A 15792-nucleotide genomic window follows, 5' to 3' on the forward strand; every position below is an offset into this window, starting at 1 on the left:
TCATAAGGGGGAAAACTGTTACCTATGTATCCGGTTCAAAGTGTTACCCATCTATCGGCTGGACACCGGCAGGACAATGAGGGGCGGCGCCGACCTCGACAAATTGGCGCTCCCCGCTATGAGTTGGAAAGGTCGCTGGCTTGAGGCGATTGCCTTCCCCTTGCGTCGGTCTCGCTTTGATGGCTGACTACAGCGCCAGAGCATTTCACCTTTCACGGAAACGGCGAACCGTTCTAACTCTTTGTTTTGACGCAATTCCCAAGGGAAAGCGCTATGCGCTTTTCCCGGGAAAGCTGCTTCACACCTTTTCTGGAATTGCTCCTAGGCGCCGCATTGGGGGATGGGCATGGCGACGGCGAAACATGTACTAAAGCGCATATTGATGATGCTTGCCGGCTACTTCGTGTCGGTGCTGGTTGGCCTGATCGCCATCGCGGCGATCTATGCCGCGCTCAGTTCCTTGCCCAACGCGCCCGACTATTTCGACGTCATGGGCGTCTCGCCGATCGCGGTCCTGCTGGTGCCGCCACTCGGCATGTTCGTTTATTTCCTGACGATCGTCGTGACCGCGCTGCAGACGCTCATCTTCGCGCTGATCGCCGAGTTCTTCTCGCTGCGCAATGTCCTGCTGCACATGCTCTTCGGCGCCGCTGCCGCGGTTGGCGGTTTCGCCCTGATCTGGCCGAGTGCGCCGGAGGACATGGACCCGCAGCGCTGGGTCGACATCGGCATCATCGCCGCCGCCGGCCTTGTCGCCGGGTTGCTCTATTGGCTGATCGCCGGGCGGGACGCCGGTTTCCGGCGGCCGCTGCTGGAGCGTTAAATCAACTCGACGGCGAACGCACCGCCTCGGTGGCGTCCAGGGCCTGCTTGAGCCGCGAGTCGCGGTCGTAGACGTCGCCGAAATATTCGACCTTGCCGGACAGGTCAGGCCACGCGGTGAAGTAAGCGACGTACACTGGGATCGTGCGTGTCACGTTCTCGGTCGCGTGGCCGTGCTTCAGCTTCTCGGCGATATAGTCTACCGAGGTACCAAGCACCGCCGCCGCCATGCCGCGCGGATCCTGCAGCCGCACGCAGCCATGGCTGAGCGCGCGCATGTCGCGCTCGAAGAAGGATTTCTGGGGCGTGTCGTGCATGTAGATCGCGTGCTTGTTGGGGAACAGGATCTTCAGCTCGCCCAGCGCATTGGCCTCGCTCGGCTGCTGGCGCACGCTGTAGGGGATGTTCGAGCCATAGGCGCCCCAGTTGACGGCCGACGAAGGAATGCGCTTGCCGCGCGAATCCGTCACCTCGTAGCCGGCCCGGTCGAGATAGCCAGGATCGTTGCGCAATCTCGGCAGCATTTCGTTGACGATGATCGACTGCGGCACGCCCCAATAGGGGTGGAAATCGACCTGCTTGATCTGGTCGTAGAAGAAGGTGGTCTGGTTGGTGGTCCTGCCGACGACGACACGCGTCTTCAGCTTTTCCTCGCCATTGTCGATATAGCTCGCGGTGAAGGCCGGCTGATTGATGAAGACACGCGGGCTGCCGAGATCGGAAGGCAGCCAGCGCAGTTCCTCCAGCGCCACTTCCACCTTCAGCAGCTTGTCGGCCTTGGAAGTTCCAGCCAGCGACGACACGGTGCGCGGACCGATGACGCCATCGCCCTTCATGCCGGCCTTTTGCTGCACGGCCTTGATGACCGGAATCAGTTCCGGATCATAGACTTCGCTGGTCGCCAGCCTGGACAGGATCTCGCCATAGGCGCCGCCCATCTCGTCATCGAGATTGCGCGCGATCAGGGTCAGCAGCTTCGGCAGTTCGGGGCTGATTTCGCCCGGCTTCAGCAACAGCTTGGGGTCGACGACGATTTCGTTCTCGGCGCTGGCCTGCAGGGATTCCAGTTCGACGCGCAGTGCCTGGTATTCCGCATTCTGCGGGTGCCGCGATTCAAGATAGGTGCGCACTTGTTGGGTATGGGCCAGCGTTTTCAACACGCCTTGCAAGTCGAGCGGCTTGGCCGGGAAATCATAGTAGCCGGTCATGCGGTTGGGCTCGACGCGGCCGTTCTGGGCGTCATGGGCATAGCGCAGCACGCGCGCCGACAGCGCCATCTCGAAACGGACGAGTTCTTTCAGTTGTGCATTGGCGTCGGCCGTCGATGTGCCGGCAGCGGGCACTTCGACCGTATAGTCGGCGGGCTCAAGACCGTAGCTCGCGGCCTCGCCGAGCACGCGCACCGCATCCTGCGCACGGCTGTTCAGGCTGGTTCCTGTCACCCAGATGAATTCCGGATTGGCCGAGTAATAGGCGATCAGCGCCTTGGCGATGTCGGGCTCGGCATAGAGTTCATAGTCACCCAAGCTGGCAATGGCATCACGGAAGGCGGCGCCCGTGGCTGACGGAACGAAGGCGGCGTCCTGTGGGGTTGCCGGCTGCGGTGCTGCCGTCAGCGCCGAGAAGTCGATACGGATCAGCCGATCGGCCTTGTAGGTGTAATAGGATGGGCTGCTGATTTTGACACCACTGCCGCCCGGCACGTTCGGCTTTGGCTTGTGCTTCGGTGGCGGGGGCGGGAATTCACCTTGCGGAGCCTGCCTGACGCCGCCCCCGAAAAGCATGTCGAAAAGCCCCTGCGCGCCTGCCTGCGGCACACCGAAGGCCAACGTTGCCGTGATCGCCATAAGCGGCATCACGGTTGCCCTGTTTCCGAGGAATTTCATGGATCACCCGCTCCGGCCGCAACCGGTTCCCGTTCCGCACGTCAGACCGTCTCGCTCACCGCATGGCGGATGTAAGGCGCGACTATACTGATTCATACCGATTTCGTTAAGCTTTCATAAATTTTGGAACGTCTGTTGCAGAACAGTTTCACAACATCGTGACGGCTGGAGCGGAGGTGCTTGCGCTCCAGCCGGGAATCCGTTGCGGATCAGGCGTTGGCGCCGCCATCGATGGTCAACGCGGCGCCGGTGACGAAACGGCCTTCCGGGCCCGCCAGCCAGGAAACCATGCCGGCAATGTCCTCGGCCTTGCCGAATCGCGGCGTCGCCATCTTCCGGCGCTGGTGTTCGGCGTGCGGGCCGTCGGCCGGGTTCATGTCGGTGTCGGTCGAACCGGGGTGAACGACATTGGCGGTGATGCCGCGTGGGCCAAGGTCGCGCGCCAGCGCCTTGGTCAGACCGACCAGCGCTGCCTTGCTGGCCGAGTAGGCTGTGAGGCTGCTGTCAGTCGCCCGCTCGGCAAGATTGCTGCCGATCGAGATGATGCTGCCGCCCTCGCCCATATGCGCGGCTGCTGCCTTGGACGCGATGAACGGAGCCCTGAGATTGACCTCCATCGTTTCATCGAAATCGGCGAGCGACAGCGTGTCGATCGGTGCGGTGCGCCAGATACCGGCGCTGTTGACCAGGATGTCCAGCCGGCCGAATGCGGTCACGGCTTCATCGACGGCCTTGTCTATGGCCACGGCATCGCGATTGTCGGCCTTTATCGCGATGGCGCGGCCACCCTCGGCCTCTATCTCGGCGACAACAACGCGGGCCTGCTCCTCGCCATGCACATAGGTCAGCGCGACGCTGGCGCCGTCGGCCGCGAGCCGCCGCGCAATCGCCGCACCGATGCCGCGACTGCCGCCGGTGACGAGCGCGGCCTTGCCGCCCAGTTGGTTGGATGACATCGATTTCTCCTTTTTTGTAATGATCGATACATAAATATCTGTCAGCCTTGCCCGCCTGCGTCAACTGAATTATGTATCGATCAACACAGAAAAGAGCACGATGTCGGAACGAGGCCGTCCCCGCACCTTCGATCGAACCTCGGCATTGCGCTGCGCGATGGAGGTTTTTTGGGCCCGTGGCTACGAAGGCGCATCGATGAGCGAGCTGACCGCCGCCATGGGCATCAACTCGCCAAGCCTCTATGCCGCTTTCGGCAGCAAGGAGGCGCTATTCCTTGAGGCGACTGACCTCTATTCGCGCACCGAGGGTGCCGATATCTGGCTGGCGCTGGAGGAGGCGCCGTCCGCGCGGCTGGCGATCGAACAGTTTCTGTGCCGGACGGCGAAAGCCTATGCACAGACCGATCGTCCGCAGGGCTGCCTGATCGCGCTCGGCGCGCTGCATCAGGACTCGAGCCGCGGCGCCATCTGCGATGATCTGCGCCGTCGCCGCGCCGAAAACCATACCGCTCTGCAGAAGCGTCTCGAGCGCGGCGTTGCCGAAGGCGAGCTGCCGGCGGACTTCGACTGCCATGCTGCCGCGACCTTCTTCGCCACGGTTCAGCACGGCATGTCGATCCAGGCGCGAGACGGTGCATCGCACGATGCGCTGCTGGAGACCGTGGCCGGGGCCATGGCTGCCTGGAAGACAATGGCCGGCACCGACGCGGCGTGACAAACGCCGGCTGGTGTGCTCGAAATCCGCCAGCAACGCCGGGAGGGACGAGAGCGTGAAAAAGGGTTATCGCGAACTGCTGGACGAGGCGAACGCCGAGATCGAGGTGGTTTCGCCGGAGGAAGCAGCCGGGCTGCTCGATGACGAAGACACCATCTTCGTTGATCTGCGCGACCCTCGCGAGGTGGAACGCGACGGCAAGATTCCCGGCGCCAAACATGTCACGCGCGGCATGCTGGAATTCTGGATCGATCCCGAAAGCCCCTACCACAAGCCGTTCTTCGCCTCGGGAAAGAGCTTTGTCTTTTTCTGCGCCGGCGGCTGGCGCTCGGCGCTGGCCACCAAGACAGCACAGGACATGGGGCTTTCGCCGGTCAAGCACATCCTTGGCGGCTACACCGCCTGGAAGGCTGCCGGACTGCCGGTCGAACCCGGCGAAAAGAAGAAATAATCTCGACCGCCGTTCAGTGCAGCAGCAATGGCTCGCGATGCGTCACGAAGCCGACGGCGCGTTCGACCACACCCTTGTCCGCGAGAATGCGGCGGTGGCCCAGCCCGTCGGCCCAGTAGAGCCGCACATGGCCGCCGGCGCCGGCATAGCGCCTTGCATGATCAGCCGAAACTTCGCGATCGTCCGGTGCGTGGATGACCAGGGTCGGCACCGGCGCATGGGCAAGCTGGCGGTCGCCGGTGAACTCGTGCAGCGGCCGGCCGGAAAGATGTTCGACTCGGTCCGCCATGGCGGCTTGCGAGCGCGGTCCGACATTGAGCATGCGGCTGAAGTCGGCAAAGATCGCCGGCAGGGAACTTGGCGCTGCGATCAGAACTAGGCGTCCGGCTGCCAGCGGCGGGATGTTCTTGACCGAACCGGCGATGGCATTGGCGGCGACGGCGCCGCCGAAAGAATGGCCGACCGCTGCGACGAACGGGCCGAACCACTCGCCGGCAACCCGCACCGCATCAACGGCATTGACCATGTTCAGGCGCCGGCCCTGCGACTGGCCGTGGCCAGGCAGGTCAAGCGAAACGACCCTGTAGCCGGCGGCGCGATAGCCTTCGATCAACGCGCGCATATATTCGGTGCGTGAGCGCCAGCCATGGACGACCAGCACCGTGCCTATGGCTACCCTGCCCGGCTCCGGCCGGAACTCGTGCACCATGACGCAGCCGGTTGCGGTCTTCAGCCGGTGATGGCGCGCCTCAGTCATGAACTCGGCAGCGCGATCGATAGCGCGGCGTTCGCCATCGCTGAGCGCCTTGACGCTCGGCGTGCGGCAGAACAATTCGAACGCCGCGCGTCCGGTGAGCCGCGGCGCGACATGCTCGGCCGCACTAAACACGCCCCGGATGACCTTCAGCCAGAATGATGCCATAGTGAGAATCCATCCATACGTTCAAGCATGAACATAATAGTTCAAAGATGAACAATAAACAAGAGCTACCTTGGGACAACCCGCGTTTTCGCAACTGGGTCGCGGTGGCGCGCGCCTGCCATGTGCTGGAGCGCACGCTGGCGGTGAAGCTGGCGCCGCTCGACCTGAAGCCGGCGCAGCTCGACGTGCTGATGAACCTCTATCGCCACCCTGGCATGTCGCAGCACGACCTTGCCCGCAAGCTGCTCGTTGGCCGCTCCAACATCACCATGCTGTTGCCGCAGCTGGAGGCGCGCGGCCTGTTGCGCCGCGAAGGCGACGAGAAGGACAAGCGCATCTTGCGTCTCGCCCTGACCGAAGCCGGCGAGGCGCTGCTGATGCAGGCGCTGAAAGTGCATATGGCGCTGATCGAGAAGGCGATGAGCCAGTCGACGCCGGAGCAGTGCGACATGATCGGCGAGCAGATGCGCAAGATTTATGATGTGCTGAAAGAGGCGTAACGGCCCTTTCAGCCGAACCTACCACATCGACTTCTTCGCCCGCTCCGGCCATTCCTTGTCGTAGGCTTCGCCGTCGATGTTCTTGCGGCTGGTGATTTCCAGGATCTGTCCGGGCGTCGGCAACGACTTCGGGTCGACATGCCTCGCCGGATTCCAGAGTTCGGAGCGGACGATGGCGCGGGCGCATTGGAAATAGACCGTATCGATATCGATAACGGTCACCGAGCGTGCCGCCTTGCCGTCCACCATGAATGACGCGCACAGCGCTGTATCCGTGGTGATATGAGCGCGGCCATTGACGCGCAGCGTCGTGCCGGAGCCCGGCACCAGGAACAGCAGGCCGACGCGTGGGTCGCGGATGATGTTTCGAAGCGAATCGGCACGGTTGTTGCCGCGCCGGTCCGGCATCATCAGGGTTTTCGGATCGTGGATGCGCACGAAACCGGCGAGATCGCCGCGCGGCGAGCAATCAAGCCCCTCCGGCCCGCTGGTCGCCAGCGCGACGAAGGGCGAGGCTTCGATGAAAGCGGCATACTCTGGAATGACGTGGTCGAGTTCCTTGACCAGGGAGGCCTCGCCTGGAACGCCATAGAGTGCCTCGAGCTGCTCGACCGTGGTGATGACGGACATCTTCTTCGTCTCCAAACCTTCGCCGGCGCTACTCCACATCGATGACGTTTTGACGACAGCGACGGGAGCATGATGCCGAAAAGTGTGAGCGGTTTTCGGACGACATCATGCTCTTTGCCTCTAGCGGTCCCGGCTCAAGCCCTTTTCCGCAAGCTCGGCCAGATAGGCGTCCCAGCGTGCATCCTTCTCGTGGCCGAGTGTGTGCAGGTAGTTCCAGGTGAAGATGCCTGTGTCGTGGAAATCATCGAAGGTGATGCGCACGGCATAGTTGCCGACCGGTTCGATCTTCAGGATCGCCACATTGCGCTTGCCGGGAACCGTCACCCGCTGTTCGGGCGAATGGCCCTGCACCTCGGCCGATGGCGAGGCGACGCGCAACAACTCCGCCGGCAGTTCGAAGGGCTGATGATCGGGGAATGTGACGGACAGCAGTTTGCGGTCCTTCGAGACCCTGAGTTCTTTCGGTGCGGTCATGCTGTGCGATCCGTATTATCCACCCCTTCCCTACGCCGCTTCGTCAAACGGGAAAAGGTCTGATAAAACCGACCGACATGCTATGTCGGCGCAGGGATGTTACCAAAGATCGACAGCCGCTATCTTGAATGAACGGCTGGATCGTATCACATAGCGGTATATAACGAAGCCGTTCACGGCCACGGAAAGCGCTTGAAGCATGGACATGATCGATCCTTTCGGCCGCACGATCAGTTATCTCCGGGTGTCGGTCACCGACCGCTGCGATTTCCGCTGCACCTATTGCATGGCCGAGGACATGGCCTTCCTGCCGAAGAAGGACCTGCTGTCGCTGGAAGAACTCGACCGGCTCTGCAGCGTCTTCATCGAAAAGGGCGTCAGGAAATTGCGGCTGACCGGCGGTGAGCCGCTGGTGCGCAAGAACATCATGCATCTGGTGCGCCAGCTGTCGCGGCATCTCGAGAGTGGCGCGCTGGAAGAACTGACGCTGACCACCAACGGCTCGCAACTGTCGCGCTTTGCCGCCGAACTCGCCGATTGCGGCGTCAAGCGCATCAACGTCTCGCTCGATACGCTCGACGCCGACAAGTTCCACAAGATCACCCGCTGGGGCCATCTCGACAAGGTCATGCAAGGCATCGATGCCGCGCAGGCGGCCGGGCTGAAGGTCAAGCTCAACGCGGTGGCGCTGAAGGATTTCAACGACGCCGAGTTGCCCGGGATGATGCGCTGGGCGCATGGCCGCGGCATGGACCTGACGGTCATCGAAACCATGCCGATGGGCGAGATCGATGCCGACCGCACGGACCAATACCTGCCGCTGTCACTGCTGCGTGCTTCGCTGGAGCGCCAGTTCACGCTGACCGACATCCCCTTCAAGACGGGCGGCCCGGCCCGCTACGTCCATGTCGCCGAGACTGGCGGCCGCCTCGGCTTCATCACGCCGATGACGCATAATTTCTGCGAAAGCTGCAACCGCGTCCGGCTGACCTGCACCGGCACGCTCTATATGTGCCTCGGTCAGGAAGACGCCGCCGACCTGCGCGCGCCCTTGCGGGCCTCCGAAGGCAACGAACTGGTCGCCGAGGCCATCGACGAAGCGATCGGCCGCAAGCCGAAAGGTCATGACTTCATCATCGACCGCCGCACCAGCCGCCCATCGGTGTCGCGCCATATGAGTGTGACTGGCGGCTGATCTTTTCGTGAAATTCGTGCAAGATCGCCCCGAGGTCATTTGCTTCGAGGCGCGATATGCAACGGCGTTCTTCATTCCTGGCGTTTGTTACAGCAATTGCGGCGACCAGTGCGGTCGCCGCGCCGTTCACCTATGTGAACGAGCGCTTCGGCACGGTCTGCACCTTTCCAGATGATGTCTTCACCGATCGCCAGCCTGAACCGGACAATGGCGACGGACAGGTATGGCTGACCGCCGATGGCGCCAGCCTGATCTGCTCGGGCATCCTCAACATCGACGACGAGACGCCGAAGGGTTTTGTGGCTGCCGAGAAAGCCAGCGGTGAAGCCGGCTACAAGATCACCTACAGCAAGGCCGGCAAGGACTGGGCGGTGCTGTCGGGCTTGAAGGACGGAAAGGTCTTCTACGAGCGGCGCCTGTTCGGCGGGGATGGCGTCATCCGCACGGTGAGGGTCGACTATCCGCCAACCCTCAAGTCGAAATACGACCCGCTGGTCGGCGCCATCGCCGGCAGTCTCAAGGGGCCATGACGGTTTCGGACCACACCCCAGAAAAAGTCTTGTTCGCGAACCGCAGCCGGATTTACGGTCAGCTTGTTCCAGCCTAGCCTTCCCCTGGAAGCGGCTCTTCGCTCACAGGGGGAATACATCATGCGCAAACTCGTTCTTTCTCTTGCATTGCTTGGTCTCGCTTCCGTGCCCGCGGCCGCCCAGTCGATCGGCGGCGCCTACACGGTCGCCGGCACCAACTTCGACGGCTCCGCCTATGGCGGCGAGGCAACCATCACACTGACCAGCGGAACGACCTGCACCATCCACTGGGAGACCGGCGGCTCATCTTCCGACGGTATCTGCATGCGCAACGATGACGCCTTCTCCGCCGGCTATGTCATGGAAAAGGATATCGGCCTTGTCGTCTGCAAGGTGATGGACGACGGCTCGCTGCACGGCCTGTGGACCATCGCCGGCAAGGAAGGCAATGGCACCGAGGTGCTGACGCCGAAGAAGTAAGTTCTGCCGTCATTGCAGGCACTCTTCCGGGCCACAAACAAGGCTGTGGCCCAGCCCTTTGCTATTGCTGTTTCATGCCCGGCTGTTACAGGCTTGCTGCAAAGCATAACCGGTAGTCGCCTTGCCCCTGTCTCCAAATCTACGCGGCGCGTTGTTCATGGTGGTGGCGATGGCCGGCTTCACCCTCAACGACGCCATCACCAAATACTCGTCGCAATCGATGAACATGGCGCAAGTCATGTTGATCCGTGGTGCGTTCGCTTCGCTTTTCGTCGGCTTGCTCGCCTGGCAGCGCGGCGCGCTCGCCCGCCCGGGCTCGATGCTGCAGCCGCTGGTGGCCATGCGCGTGATCAGCGAGGCCGGCGCGACGGTGAGTTTTCTCGTCGCCCTCGCCCATTTGCCGATCGCCAATGTTTCGGCGGTGCTGCAGGCGCTGCCGCTGGCGGTGACGATGGGGGCAGCTCTTGTCTTCGGCGAGGCTGTCGGCTGGCGACGCTGGCTGGCCATCGCCATCGGATTTGCTGGCGTGCTGATCATAGTGCGGCCTGGCTTCGAAGGGTTCAGCATCTACTCGCTGTCGGCACTGGCCAGCGTCGCTTGTTGTGCGGTGCGCGATCTCGCCACCAAGCGGATTCCCAAGGCCATTCCGACATTGCTGGTGTCGGCCGCGACCGCGCTTGCCATGACCATTGTCGGTGCGGCGCTGTTGTCGCCGATGGGGGGCTGGACACCGATGACAGGCAACAGCACAGCCTTGTTGGCCCTGGCTGCTGTCCTGGTGCTCATCGGCTACCAGTTCATCATCATGGCGATGCGCTCGGGCGACATCTCCTTCATCGCGCCGTTCCGCTACACGGCCCTGATCTGGTCGATCCTGCTTGGCCTGTTCATCTTCGCCGATATTCCCGACCTGCCGATGATCGTCGGCGCCACGATCATCATCGGCTCCGGCCTCTATGCGCTTTACCGCGAGCGAGTGGTCGGCAGGCGAAAGATCGTCGCCGAAAGCACCGGACCAACCATGGTGCCGGATGGAATCTAGCCTGTTCATTTGAAGGTTCTTGTGATTTTCGGCGGCAGGCGTACAGGCTCGATGGCATGAAGCGAGATGTTGCGGGGATCATTCTGGCCGGCGGCCAGTCGAGACGGATGGGCGGTGGCGACAAGACCCTGTTGCCGCTTGGCAGCGGTCGCGTGCTCGACCAGGTCATCTCGCGCTTTGGCCCGCAGATTGGGGCTCTCGCGCTTAGCGCCAACGGCGATCCGGCGCGGTTCTCGCGCTTTGGGCTGCCGGTGCTTGCCGACACGGTGACCGGCTTTGCCGGGCCGCTTGCCGGTATCCTGACCGGCCTCGAATGGGCCGCGGCCAACACGACTTGCAAGGCGATCGTCACCGCTGCCGGCGACACGCCCTTCCTGCCGCTGGATCTTGTCGAGCGACTGGCGGCCGCCACCGACCGACATCCCGGTTCGATTGCCGTTGCTTGTTCGGCCGGCAAGCGGCACCCGACCTTCGCGCTCTGGCCAACGGATTGTCGCGACGCCCTGCGGCACTTTCTGGTCGATGAGGATATCAGGCGGGTTTCGGCTTTCATCGACCGGCACGGCTTTGTCGAAGTGGAATTCCCGGTTCTGCAGTCGGCGAGGGTCGACCCTTTCTTCAACATCAACGAGCCTGACGATCTTGCCTCCGCCGAACAGCTGTTGCAGAGCATGAAGCCATGAACAGACGCGTCTTCGGCATCACCGGGTGGAAGAATTCCGGAAAGACGACTTTGACCGAAAAGCTGGTCGCCGAACTTGTCCGGCGCGGCTGGAAAGTGTCGACGGTGAAACATGCCCATCATGCTTTCGACATCGACAAACCAGGCGCCGACAGCTTCCGCCATCGGCAGGCCGGCGCCACGGAAGTCGCGATCGTGTCGGGAACCCGCTGGGCGCTGATGCATGAGCTGCGCGGTGAAGATGAGCCGACGCTGGAGGTGATTCTATCACGGCTCGCGCCTTGCGATCTTGTGCTGGTCGAAGGCTACAAGCGCGAGGCTCACCGCAAGATCGAAACCCGCCGGCTGGACGCGAAGGACCGCACGCCGCTTTCGGCAGGTGATCCCAACGTCGTTGCTGTCGCCGCCGATTTCACAGCTGAAGGCGAGCGCCTGCCGGTGTTCGATCTCGACGATGCAAAGTCGATAGCCGACTTCATCGAGCGCACCACTGGGCTCGTTGCTTGAGCGCTGACGCAGCGGCAGAATAGCCTTGCCCATTTTTGTGGTTTTGCAGTTGCTTTTTTCTTTGAAAGAGTGGGAGTATCGCGCCAGCGGGCGGTCAAAAGCACCGCCCCACAGAGCCGTTTGGAACGACGGCCGGGACCATAAAGAGAGGACTATCATGCGTATTGCACTGCGTATCGCGCTCGCCGCTTCGGCCGCGCTGCTGACGCTCGGCGTAGCCCAGGCCCAGGAAAAGACCCTGCGGATCGGCACCGAAGGCGCCTACCCGCCATTCAACAACCTCACCGCCGACGGTAAGCTCGTCGGCTTCGACATCGACATCGCCAACGCGCTTTGTGATGAGATGAAGGTCAAGTGCACCTTCGTCGCCCAGGATTGGGACGGCATCATTCCCGCCCTTCAGGCCGGCAAGTTCGACGCCATCGTCGCCTCGATGTCGATCACACCCGAGCGGAAAGAGAAGGTCGACTTCTCGAACAAATACTACAACACGCCATCGGCGCTCGCAGTGCCGAAGGACAGCACGCTGAAGGGCGTGACCAAGGAAGATCTCGCCGGCAAGACCATCGGCGTCGCCACCACCACGACGCATTTCAACTATGCCTCGAAGACCTACACCGACAGCACCGTCAAGGGTTATCCGAGCAGCCCCGAGGAGCAGGCAGATCTCGCCAATGGTCGTCTCGACGCCATCCAGGACGATATCGTCGTGCTGCAGCAGTGGCTGGATTCGCCCGATGGCGCCTGCTGCAAGATTCTCGGCCAGCCGTCGCCGCAGCCGGTCGAGACATTCGGGCCGGGCGCCGGCATTGCCGTACGCAAGGGCGAGACTGACCTCGTCAACAAGCTCAATGCGGCCATCGACGCCATCCGCGCCAATGGAAAATACAAGGAAATCAACGACAAGTACTTCAAGTTCGACGTCTACGGCGCCGAGTCCTGATAAATTGGGTCAAGACGGCGGGGAATTTCCCCGCCGTCTTTCATTCGTCTCGGGAGCGCCGTGGAGATAAGACCTGTCAATGCCAGCCCAAAGCATATGGACACTTCTCAGTTGGGGACCCGATGGCTGGCTTGATGATATCGCCTATGGCGCACTGATCACCATTGCGCTCGCGCTTGCCACGCTGCCCATCGGACTGACGATCGGCTTTTTCATTGCACTCGCCAAGCAGTCCGAAGAGCCTTCGCTGCGCCTTGCCGCCAACATTTACACCACGGTGTTTCGCGGCCTGCCGGAGCTGGTGACGCTTTTCCTGTTCTTCTTCGGCATGCCGATCCTGCTGCAGCATCTCGTCAGGTATTTCCGGCCGGACGCCACCATCGACGTCAACAGCTTCGTTGCCGGCATGATCGTGCTTGCACTGATCTTCTCGTCCTATGCCAGCGAGGTTTTCCTGTCGGCCTTCCGCGCCATTCCCAAAGGCCAGTATGAGGGCGGCTACGCCATCGGTCTTTCGAATTGGCTGACCATGCGCAAGGTGATCGTGCCGCAGCTGCTGCGCATCGCGTTTCCCGGACTGGAGAACTGCTGGCTCAGCCTGCTCAAGGACACGTCCCTGGTGTCGGTCGTCGGTCTCGCGGAGACGCTGCGTAACGCCAGCATTGCCGCCCGCGTCACCAAGCACGCTTTCCTGTTCTTCGGCGTCGCCTCCTTGGTCTTTCTTGGCCTGGCCGTCGTGTCGTCCTTCGCCACCAGCGCCATTCTGCGCTCGCTTGGCCGGCGGGAGGCGCAGCGATGAGCGCCACAGCCGCCATGGTCGAACGGCCCCCGCCACGGGCGCGCGGCTGGCCGCGCAGGCGTATTGTCGGTTATGCGCTGGTTTGCTTGTGGATCGCTTTCGGCCTCGGCATCGTCAGCTATCTCTTCCTAGCCTGGAATCCCGATTTCTTCGCCAGATATGCGCCGGCCTATTTGCGAGGGCTTGGGGTAACGCTCTCGCTGGTTTCCATATCGATGGTGCTCGGCGCGATCCTGTCGGTGCCTGTCGCTTACGGGCGCATGTCCAGCAACCGGATCCTGTCCGCCCTCGCCTATTGCTACGTCTATTTCTTCCGCGGCACACCGCTCTTGGTTCAAACCTATCTGGTCTACTATGGATTGGGCTCGTTCCGGGTCGAACTCCAGTCGGTCGGCCTCTGGGTTTTTTTCAAGGACGCGTTCAATTGCGGCGTCTTTGCCTTTGCGCTCAACACCGCCGCCTATCAGGCCGAAATTCTGCGCGGCGCCATCGAGAGCGTGCCTCGTGGGCAATGGGAGGGGGCGGCTTCGCTTGGCCTGCACAAATTGCAGACGTTGCGCAAGATCATCCTGCCCCAAGCGTTGATCGTTGCCTTGCGGCCCTATGGCAACGAATTGATCCTGATGGTCAAGGCGTCCGCCATCGTCGCCATCATCACGGTCTATGATCTGATGGGCAATGCGAAGCTCGCCTTCGCCAACTCGTTCGACATTCAGGCCTATATCTGGGTCGCTCTCGTCTATCTGGTGATGGTCGAGATCCTGCGCCATGGCGTTGAATGGATCGAACGCCGGATCACCGTTCACCTGAAACGCTGACCATTTTCAATTCGGCTGCACCAGTCGATCCGGCCATACGCGTCTTGACGAATTGAGCGCAGAGCCTAGAGCTTTCGCAGCAAATTCCGTTTCCATTCTGAAGGGCAGGCTCATGGCATCTGTTGCATTTCTCGGTCTTGGCGTGATGGGCTATCCGATGGCCGGGCATTTGAGGAACAAGGGTGGCCACGACGTCACCGTCTACAACCGCACCAAGGCCAAGGCCGAGCACTGGGTTGGCCAGCATGGCGGCAGCCTTGCGGCGACGCCGGCGCAGGCCGCCGAAGGCAAGGATTTTGTCTTTTCCTGCGTCGGCAACGACGACGATTTGCGTTCGGTGACGACGGGTCCCGAAGGCGCCTTCAAATCGATGAAGAAGGGTTCGGTCTTCATCGACAACACCACCGCCTCGGCCGAGGTCGCACGCGAATTGGCGGCGGCGGCGCAAGCCGGCGGCTTTTCGTTTCTCGACGCGCCGGTCTCCGGTGGCCAGGCCGGCGCCGAGAACGGCGTACTGACCGTCATGGTCGGTGGCGAGCAGGACGCTTTCGACAGGGCCAGGCCTGTCATCGACGCTTTTGCTCGCATGGTCGGTCTGATGGGATCGACCGGTGCTGGTCAGCTCACCAAGATGATCAACCAGATCACCATCGCTGGCCTCGTCCAGGGCCTGGCCGAAGGCATCCATTTCGGCAAGCAGGCCGGGCTCGACATCGAGAAGGTGATCGAGGTCATCTCGAAAGGCGCGGCCGGTTCCTGGCAGATGGAGAACCGCCACAAGACGATGAATGCCGGCAAGTATGATTTCGGCTTCGCCGTCGACTGGATGCGCAAGGACCTTGGCATCTGCCTGGCTGAAGCCGACCGCAACGGCGCCAGATTGCCGGTGACAGCACTTGTCGACCAGTTCTACAAGGATGTGCAGGCAATGGGCGGCAAACGCTGGGACACGTCCTCGCTGCTGGCGCGTCTGGAGAAATAGGTTTCTGGCGGTGGCAGAACTCTCGCCTCAATCCAGTGCCGCAGAGATTGTCGCACATCTGCGCGTCATCGGCTCGGAGGAGAACCGCGTCGGCATGTTGCGCTACGGCATCAAGATCGAGCGCGCACTTGGCATTTCGCACGGCGTGCAGCGGCAGATCGCCAGGAAGATCAAACGCAACCACGAGCGCGCCTTCGATCTGTGGGAGACGGGTATCGTGGAGGCGCAGTTCATCGCTTCCGTCACGGCTGATCCGAAACGATTTTCTGCTGCAGATGCAAGAAGATGGGCGGCGTCTTTTGATTCCTGGGATATCGTCGACGGCGTCTCCGACCTCTTCGTCGCCACCGCCGCCTGGAAGGAACTGATCGAGGCGTTCGCGGCGGACGCCCGCGGGTTCGTTCGGCGCACGGGCGTTGCCGTGATGGGCTGGGGGGTCGGTGCCCGGGAGTATGAGC

The 15792-nt window shown here is 62.1% G+C and carries 21 protein-coding genes; 16 read left to right on the top strand and 5 right to left on the bottom strand.

Annotated features, from left to right (window positions below):
* Together NKJ06_RS29955 and NKJ06_RS29960 are read left to right on the top strand one after the other, a co-directional pair.
* The coding region (locus NKJ06_RS29955; RefSeq protein ID WP_352811663.1) for a hypothetical protein at window positions 1–187 on the top strand (187 nt) is incomplete at its 5' end.
* A 153-nt stretch (window positions 188–340) separates the two neighbouring features.
* Entirely contained in the window at window positions 341–823 is a 483-nt protein-coding gene (locus NKJ06_RS29960; RefSeq protein ID WP_352627723.1) for a hypothetical protein, read from the top strand.
* Window position 824: 1 nt separating this feature from the next.
* Here the strand turns inward: NKJ06_RS29960 and NKJ06_RS29965 are convergent, their stop codons facing one another.
* Window positions 825–2708 (bottom strand): L,D-transpeptidase family protein, encoded by a 1884-nt coding sequence (locus NKJ06_RS29965; RefSeq protein ID WP_352627724.1) that lies wholly within the window; start codon window positions 2706–2708, stop codon window positions 825–827.
* A gap of 209 nt (window positions 2709–2917) precedes the next feature.
* On the bottom strand, window positions 2918–3664 hold the full coding sequence (locus tag NKJ06_RS29970; RefSeq protein ID WP_352627725.1) for a 3-oxoacyl-ACP reductase family protein: 747 nt from the start codon (window positions 3662–3664) through the stop codon (window positions 2918–2920).
* 100 nt (window positions 3665–3764) lie between these two features.
* On the opposite strand from NKJ06_RS29970, the gene NKJ06_RS29975 reads away from it, so the two are divergent.
* Together NKJ06_RS29975 and NKJ06_RS29980 are read left to right on the top strand one after the other, a co-directional pair.
* Complete coding sequence (locus NKJ06_RS29975; protein WP_352627726.1) at window positions 3765–4379, top strand: TetR/AcrR family transcriptional regulator; 615 nt, start codon at window positions 3765–3767, stop codon at window positions 4377–4379.
* A gap of 55 nt (window positions 4380–4434) precedes the next feature.
* Window positions 4435–4830 carry a rhodanese-like domain-containing protein gene (locus tag NKJ06_RS29980; protein WP_352627727.1) on the top strand — a complete coding sequence of 132 codons (396 nt, stop codon included), beginning with the start codon at window positions 4435–4437 and terminating at the stop codon, window positions 4828–4830.
* A 13-nt stretch (window positions 4831–4843) separates the two neighbouring features.
* On the opposite strand, the gene NKJ06_RS29985 is transcribed toward NKJ06_RS29980, so the two are convergent.
* Window positions 4844–5752 carry an alpha/beta hydrolase gene (locus tag NKJ06_RS29985; protein ID WP_352627728.1) on the bottom strand — a complete coding sequence of 303 codons (909 nt, stop codon included), beginning with the start codon at window positions 5750–5752 and terminating at the stop codon, window positions 4844–4846.
* A 47-nt stretch (window positions 5753–5799) separates the two neighbouring features.
* On the opposite strand from NKJ06_RS29985, the gene NKJ06_RS29990 reads away from it, so the two are divergent.
* The gene (locus tag NKJ06_RS29990) at window positions 5800–6252 is read left to right on the top strand and encodes a MarR family winged helix-turn-helix transcriptional regulator (protein WP_023813960.1); all 453 of its coding nucleotides are present in this window, start codon (window positions 5800–5802) and stop codon (window positions 6250–6252) included.
* 18 nt (window positions 6253–6270) lie between these two features.
* Here NKJ06_RS29990 and NKJ06_RS29995 read toward each other — a convergent pair whose 3' ends face one another.
* On the bottom strand, window positions 6271–6882 hold the full coding sequence (locus NKJ06_RS29995) for a pyridoxamine 5'-phosphate oxidase family protein (protein WP_352627729.1): 612 nt from the start codon (window positions 6880–6882) through the stop codon (window positions 6271–6273).
* 120 nt (window positions 6883–7002) lie between these two features.
* The gene (locus NKJ06_RS30000) at window positions 7003–7356 is read right to left on the bottom strand and encodes a gamma-butyrobetaine hydroxylase family protein (protein WP_056587844.1); all 354 of its coding nucleotides are present in this window, start codon (window positions 7354–7356) and stop codon (window positions 7003–7005) included.
* Between the two features lie 199 nt (window positions 7357–7555).
* On the opposite strand from NKJ06_RS30000, the gene moaA reads away from it, so the two are divergent.
* The 11 genes from moaA to NKJ06_RS30055 all read left to right on the top strand — a co-directional run.
* A complete protein-coding gene (moaA, locus tag NKJ06_RS30005) occupies window positions 7556–8551 on the top strand; it encodes a GTP 3',8-cyclase MoaA (RefSeq protein WP_352627730.1) in 996 nt (331 codons plus the stop codon).
* Between the two features lie 56 nt (window positions 8552–8607).
* Entirely contained in the window at window positions 8608–9081 is a 474-nt protein-coding gene (locus tag NKJ06_RS30010) for a hypothetical protein (RefSeq protein WP_352627731.1), read from the top strand.
* Window positions 9082–9201: 120 nt separating this feature from the next.
* Window positions 9202–9561 carry a hypothetical protein gene (locus NKJ06_RS30015; protein ID WP_352627732.1) on the top strand — a complete coding sequence of 120 codons (360 nt, stop codon included), beginning with the start codon at window positions 9202–9204 and terminating at the stop codon, window positions 9559–9561.
* Between the two features lie 121 nt (window positions 9562–9682).
* Window positions 9683–10603, top strand: coding sequence for a DMT family transporter (locus NKJ06_RS30020; protein ID WP_352627733.1), 921 nt, complete (start codon window positions 9683–9685; stop codon window positions 10601–10603).
* Between the two features lie 56 nt (window positions 10604–10659).
* Window positions 10660–11286 carry a molybdenum cofactor guanylyltransferase MobA gene (mobA, locus tag NKJ06_RS30025; RefSeq protein WP_352627734.1) on the top strand — a complete coding sequence of 209 codons (627 nt, stop codon included), beginning with the start codon at window positions 10660–10662 and terminating at the stop codon, window positions 11284–11286.
* Window positions 11283–11792: a molybdopterin-guanine dinucleotide biosynthesis protein B gene (gene mobB / locus NKJ06_RS30030; protein ID WP_352627735.1), complete on the top strand. Its 510-nt coding sequence runs from the start codon at window positions 11283–11285 to the stop codon at window positions 11790–11792. The genes mobA and mobB overlap by 4 nt, the downstream gene beginning before the upstream one ends.
* 157 nt (window positions 11793–11949) lie before the next feature.
* Entirely contained in the window at window positions 11950–12735 is a 786-nt protein-coding gene (locus NKJ06_RS30035; RefSeq protein ID WP_352627736.1) for an ABC transporter substrate-binding protein, read from the top strand.
* Window positions 12736–12814: 79 nt separating this feature from the next.
* Window positions 12815–13534 carry an ABC transporter permease gene (locus tag NKJ06_RS30040; protein ID WP_352627737.1) on the top strand — a complete coding sequence of 240 codons (720 nt, stop codon included), beginning with the start codon at window positions 12815–12817 and terminating at the stop codon, window positions 13532–13534.
* Window positions 13531–14352 carry an ABC transporter permease gene (locus NKJ06_RS30045; protein ID WP_352627738.1) on the top strand — a complete coding sequence of 274 codons (822 nt, stop codon included), beginning with the start codon at window positions 13531–13533 and terminating at the stop codon, window positions 14350–14352. The genes NKJ06_RS30040 and NKJ06_RS30045 overlap by 4 nt, the downstream gene beginning before the upstream one ends.
* Window positions 14353–14464: 112 nt before the next feature.
* Entirely contained in the window at window positions 14465–15334 is an 870-nt protein-coding gene (locus NKJ06_RS30050) for an NAD(P)-dependent oxidoreductase (RefSeq protein WP_352627739.1), read from the top strand.
* 94 nt (window positions 15335–15428) lie between these two features.
* Window positions 15429–15792: DNA alkylation repair protein (locus NKJ06_RS30055; protein WP_352811672.1), on the top strand; the 364-nt coding region annotated here is incomplete at its 3' end.

It is taken from the genome of Mesorhizobium sp. M0293 (assembly GCF_040321735.1).
Classification (GTDB): Bacteria; Pseudomonadota; Alphaproteobacteria; order Rhizobiales; family Rhizobiaceae; genus Mesorhizobium.

Bases quoted from the DNA above. Each gene is read 5' to 3' on its own strand.
- NKJ06_RS30045 (WP_352627738.1), top strand. From the start codon at position 13,531: ATGAGCGCCACAGCCGCCATGGTCGAACGGCCCCCGCCACGGGCGCGC.
- NKJ06_RS30015 (WP_352627732.1), top strand. From the start codon at position 9,202: ATGCGCAAACTCGTTCTTTCTCTTGCATTGCTTGGTCTCGCTTCCGTG.
- NKJ06_RS30010 (WP_352627731.1), top strand. From the start codon at position 8,608: ATGCAACGGCGTTCTTCATTCCTGGCGTTTGTTACAGCAATTGCGGCG.
- NKJ06_RS29975 (WP_352627726.1), top strand. From the start codon at position 3,765: ATGTCGGAACGAGGCCGTCCCCGCACCTTCGATCGAACCTCGGCATTG.
- moaA (WP_352627730.1), top strand. From the start codon at position 7,556: ATGGACATGATCGATCCTTTCGGCCGCACGATCAGTTATCTCCGGGTG.
- NKJ06_RS30040 (WP_352627737.1), top strand. From the start codon at position 12,815: ATGCCAGCCCAAAGCATATGGACACTTCTCAGTTGGGGACCCGATGGC.
- NKJ06_RS30035 (WP_352627736.1), top strand. From the start codon at position 11,950: ATGCGTATTGCACTGCGTATCGCGCTCGCCGCTTCGGCCGCGCTGCTG.
- NKJ06_RS29960 (WP_352627723.1), top strand. From the start codon at position 341: ATGGGCATGGCGACGGCGAAACATGTACTAAAGCGCATATTGATGATG.
- NKJ06_RS29995 (WP_352627729.1), bottom strand. From the start codon at position 6,882: ATGTCCGTCATCACCACGGTCGAGCAGCTCGAGGCACTCTATGGCGTT.
- NKJ06_RS29985 (WP_352627728.1), bottom strand. From the start codon at position 5,752: ATGGCATCATTCTGGCTGAAGGTCATCCGGGGCGTGTTTAGTGCGGCC.
- NKJ06_RS30050 (WP_352627739.1), top strand. From the start codon at position 14,465: ATGGCATCTGTTGCATTTCTCGGTCTTGGCGTGATGGGCTATCCGATG.
- NKJ06_RS29970 (WP_352627725.1), bottom strand. From the start codon at position 3,664: ATGTCATCCAACCAACTGGGCGGCAAGGCCGCGCTCGTCACCGGCGGC.
- NKJ06_RS29990 (WP_023813960.1), top strand. From the start codon at position 5,800: ATGAACAATAAACAAGAGCTACCTTGGGACAACCCGCGTTTTCGCAAC.
- mobB (WP_352627735.1), top strand. From the start codon at position 11,283: ATGAACAGACGCGTCTTCGGCATCACCGGGTGGAAGAATTCCGGAAAG.
- NKJ06_RS29965 (WP_352627724.1), bottom strand. From the start codon at position 2,708: ATGAAATTCCTCGGAAACAGGGCAACCGTGATGCCGCTTATGGCGATC.
- NKJ06_RS30000 (WP_056587844.1), bottom strand. From the start codon at position 7,356: ATGACCGCACCGAAAGAACTCAGGGTCTCGAAGGACCGCAAACTGCTG.
- mobA (WP_352627734.1), top strand. From the start codon at position 10,660: ATGAAGCGAGATGTTGCGGGGATCATTCTGGCCGGCGGCCAGTCGAGA.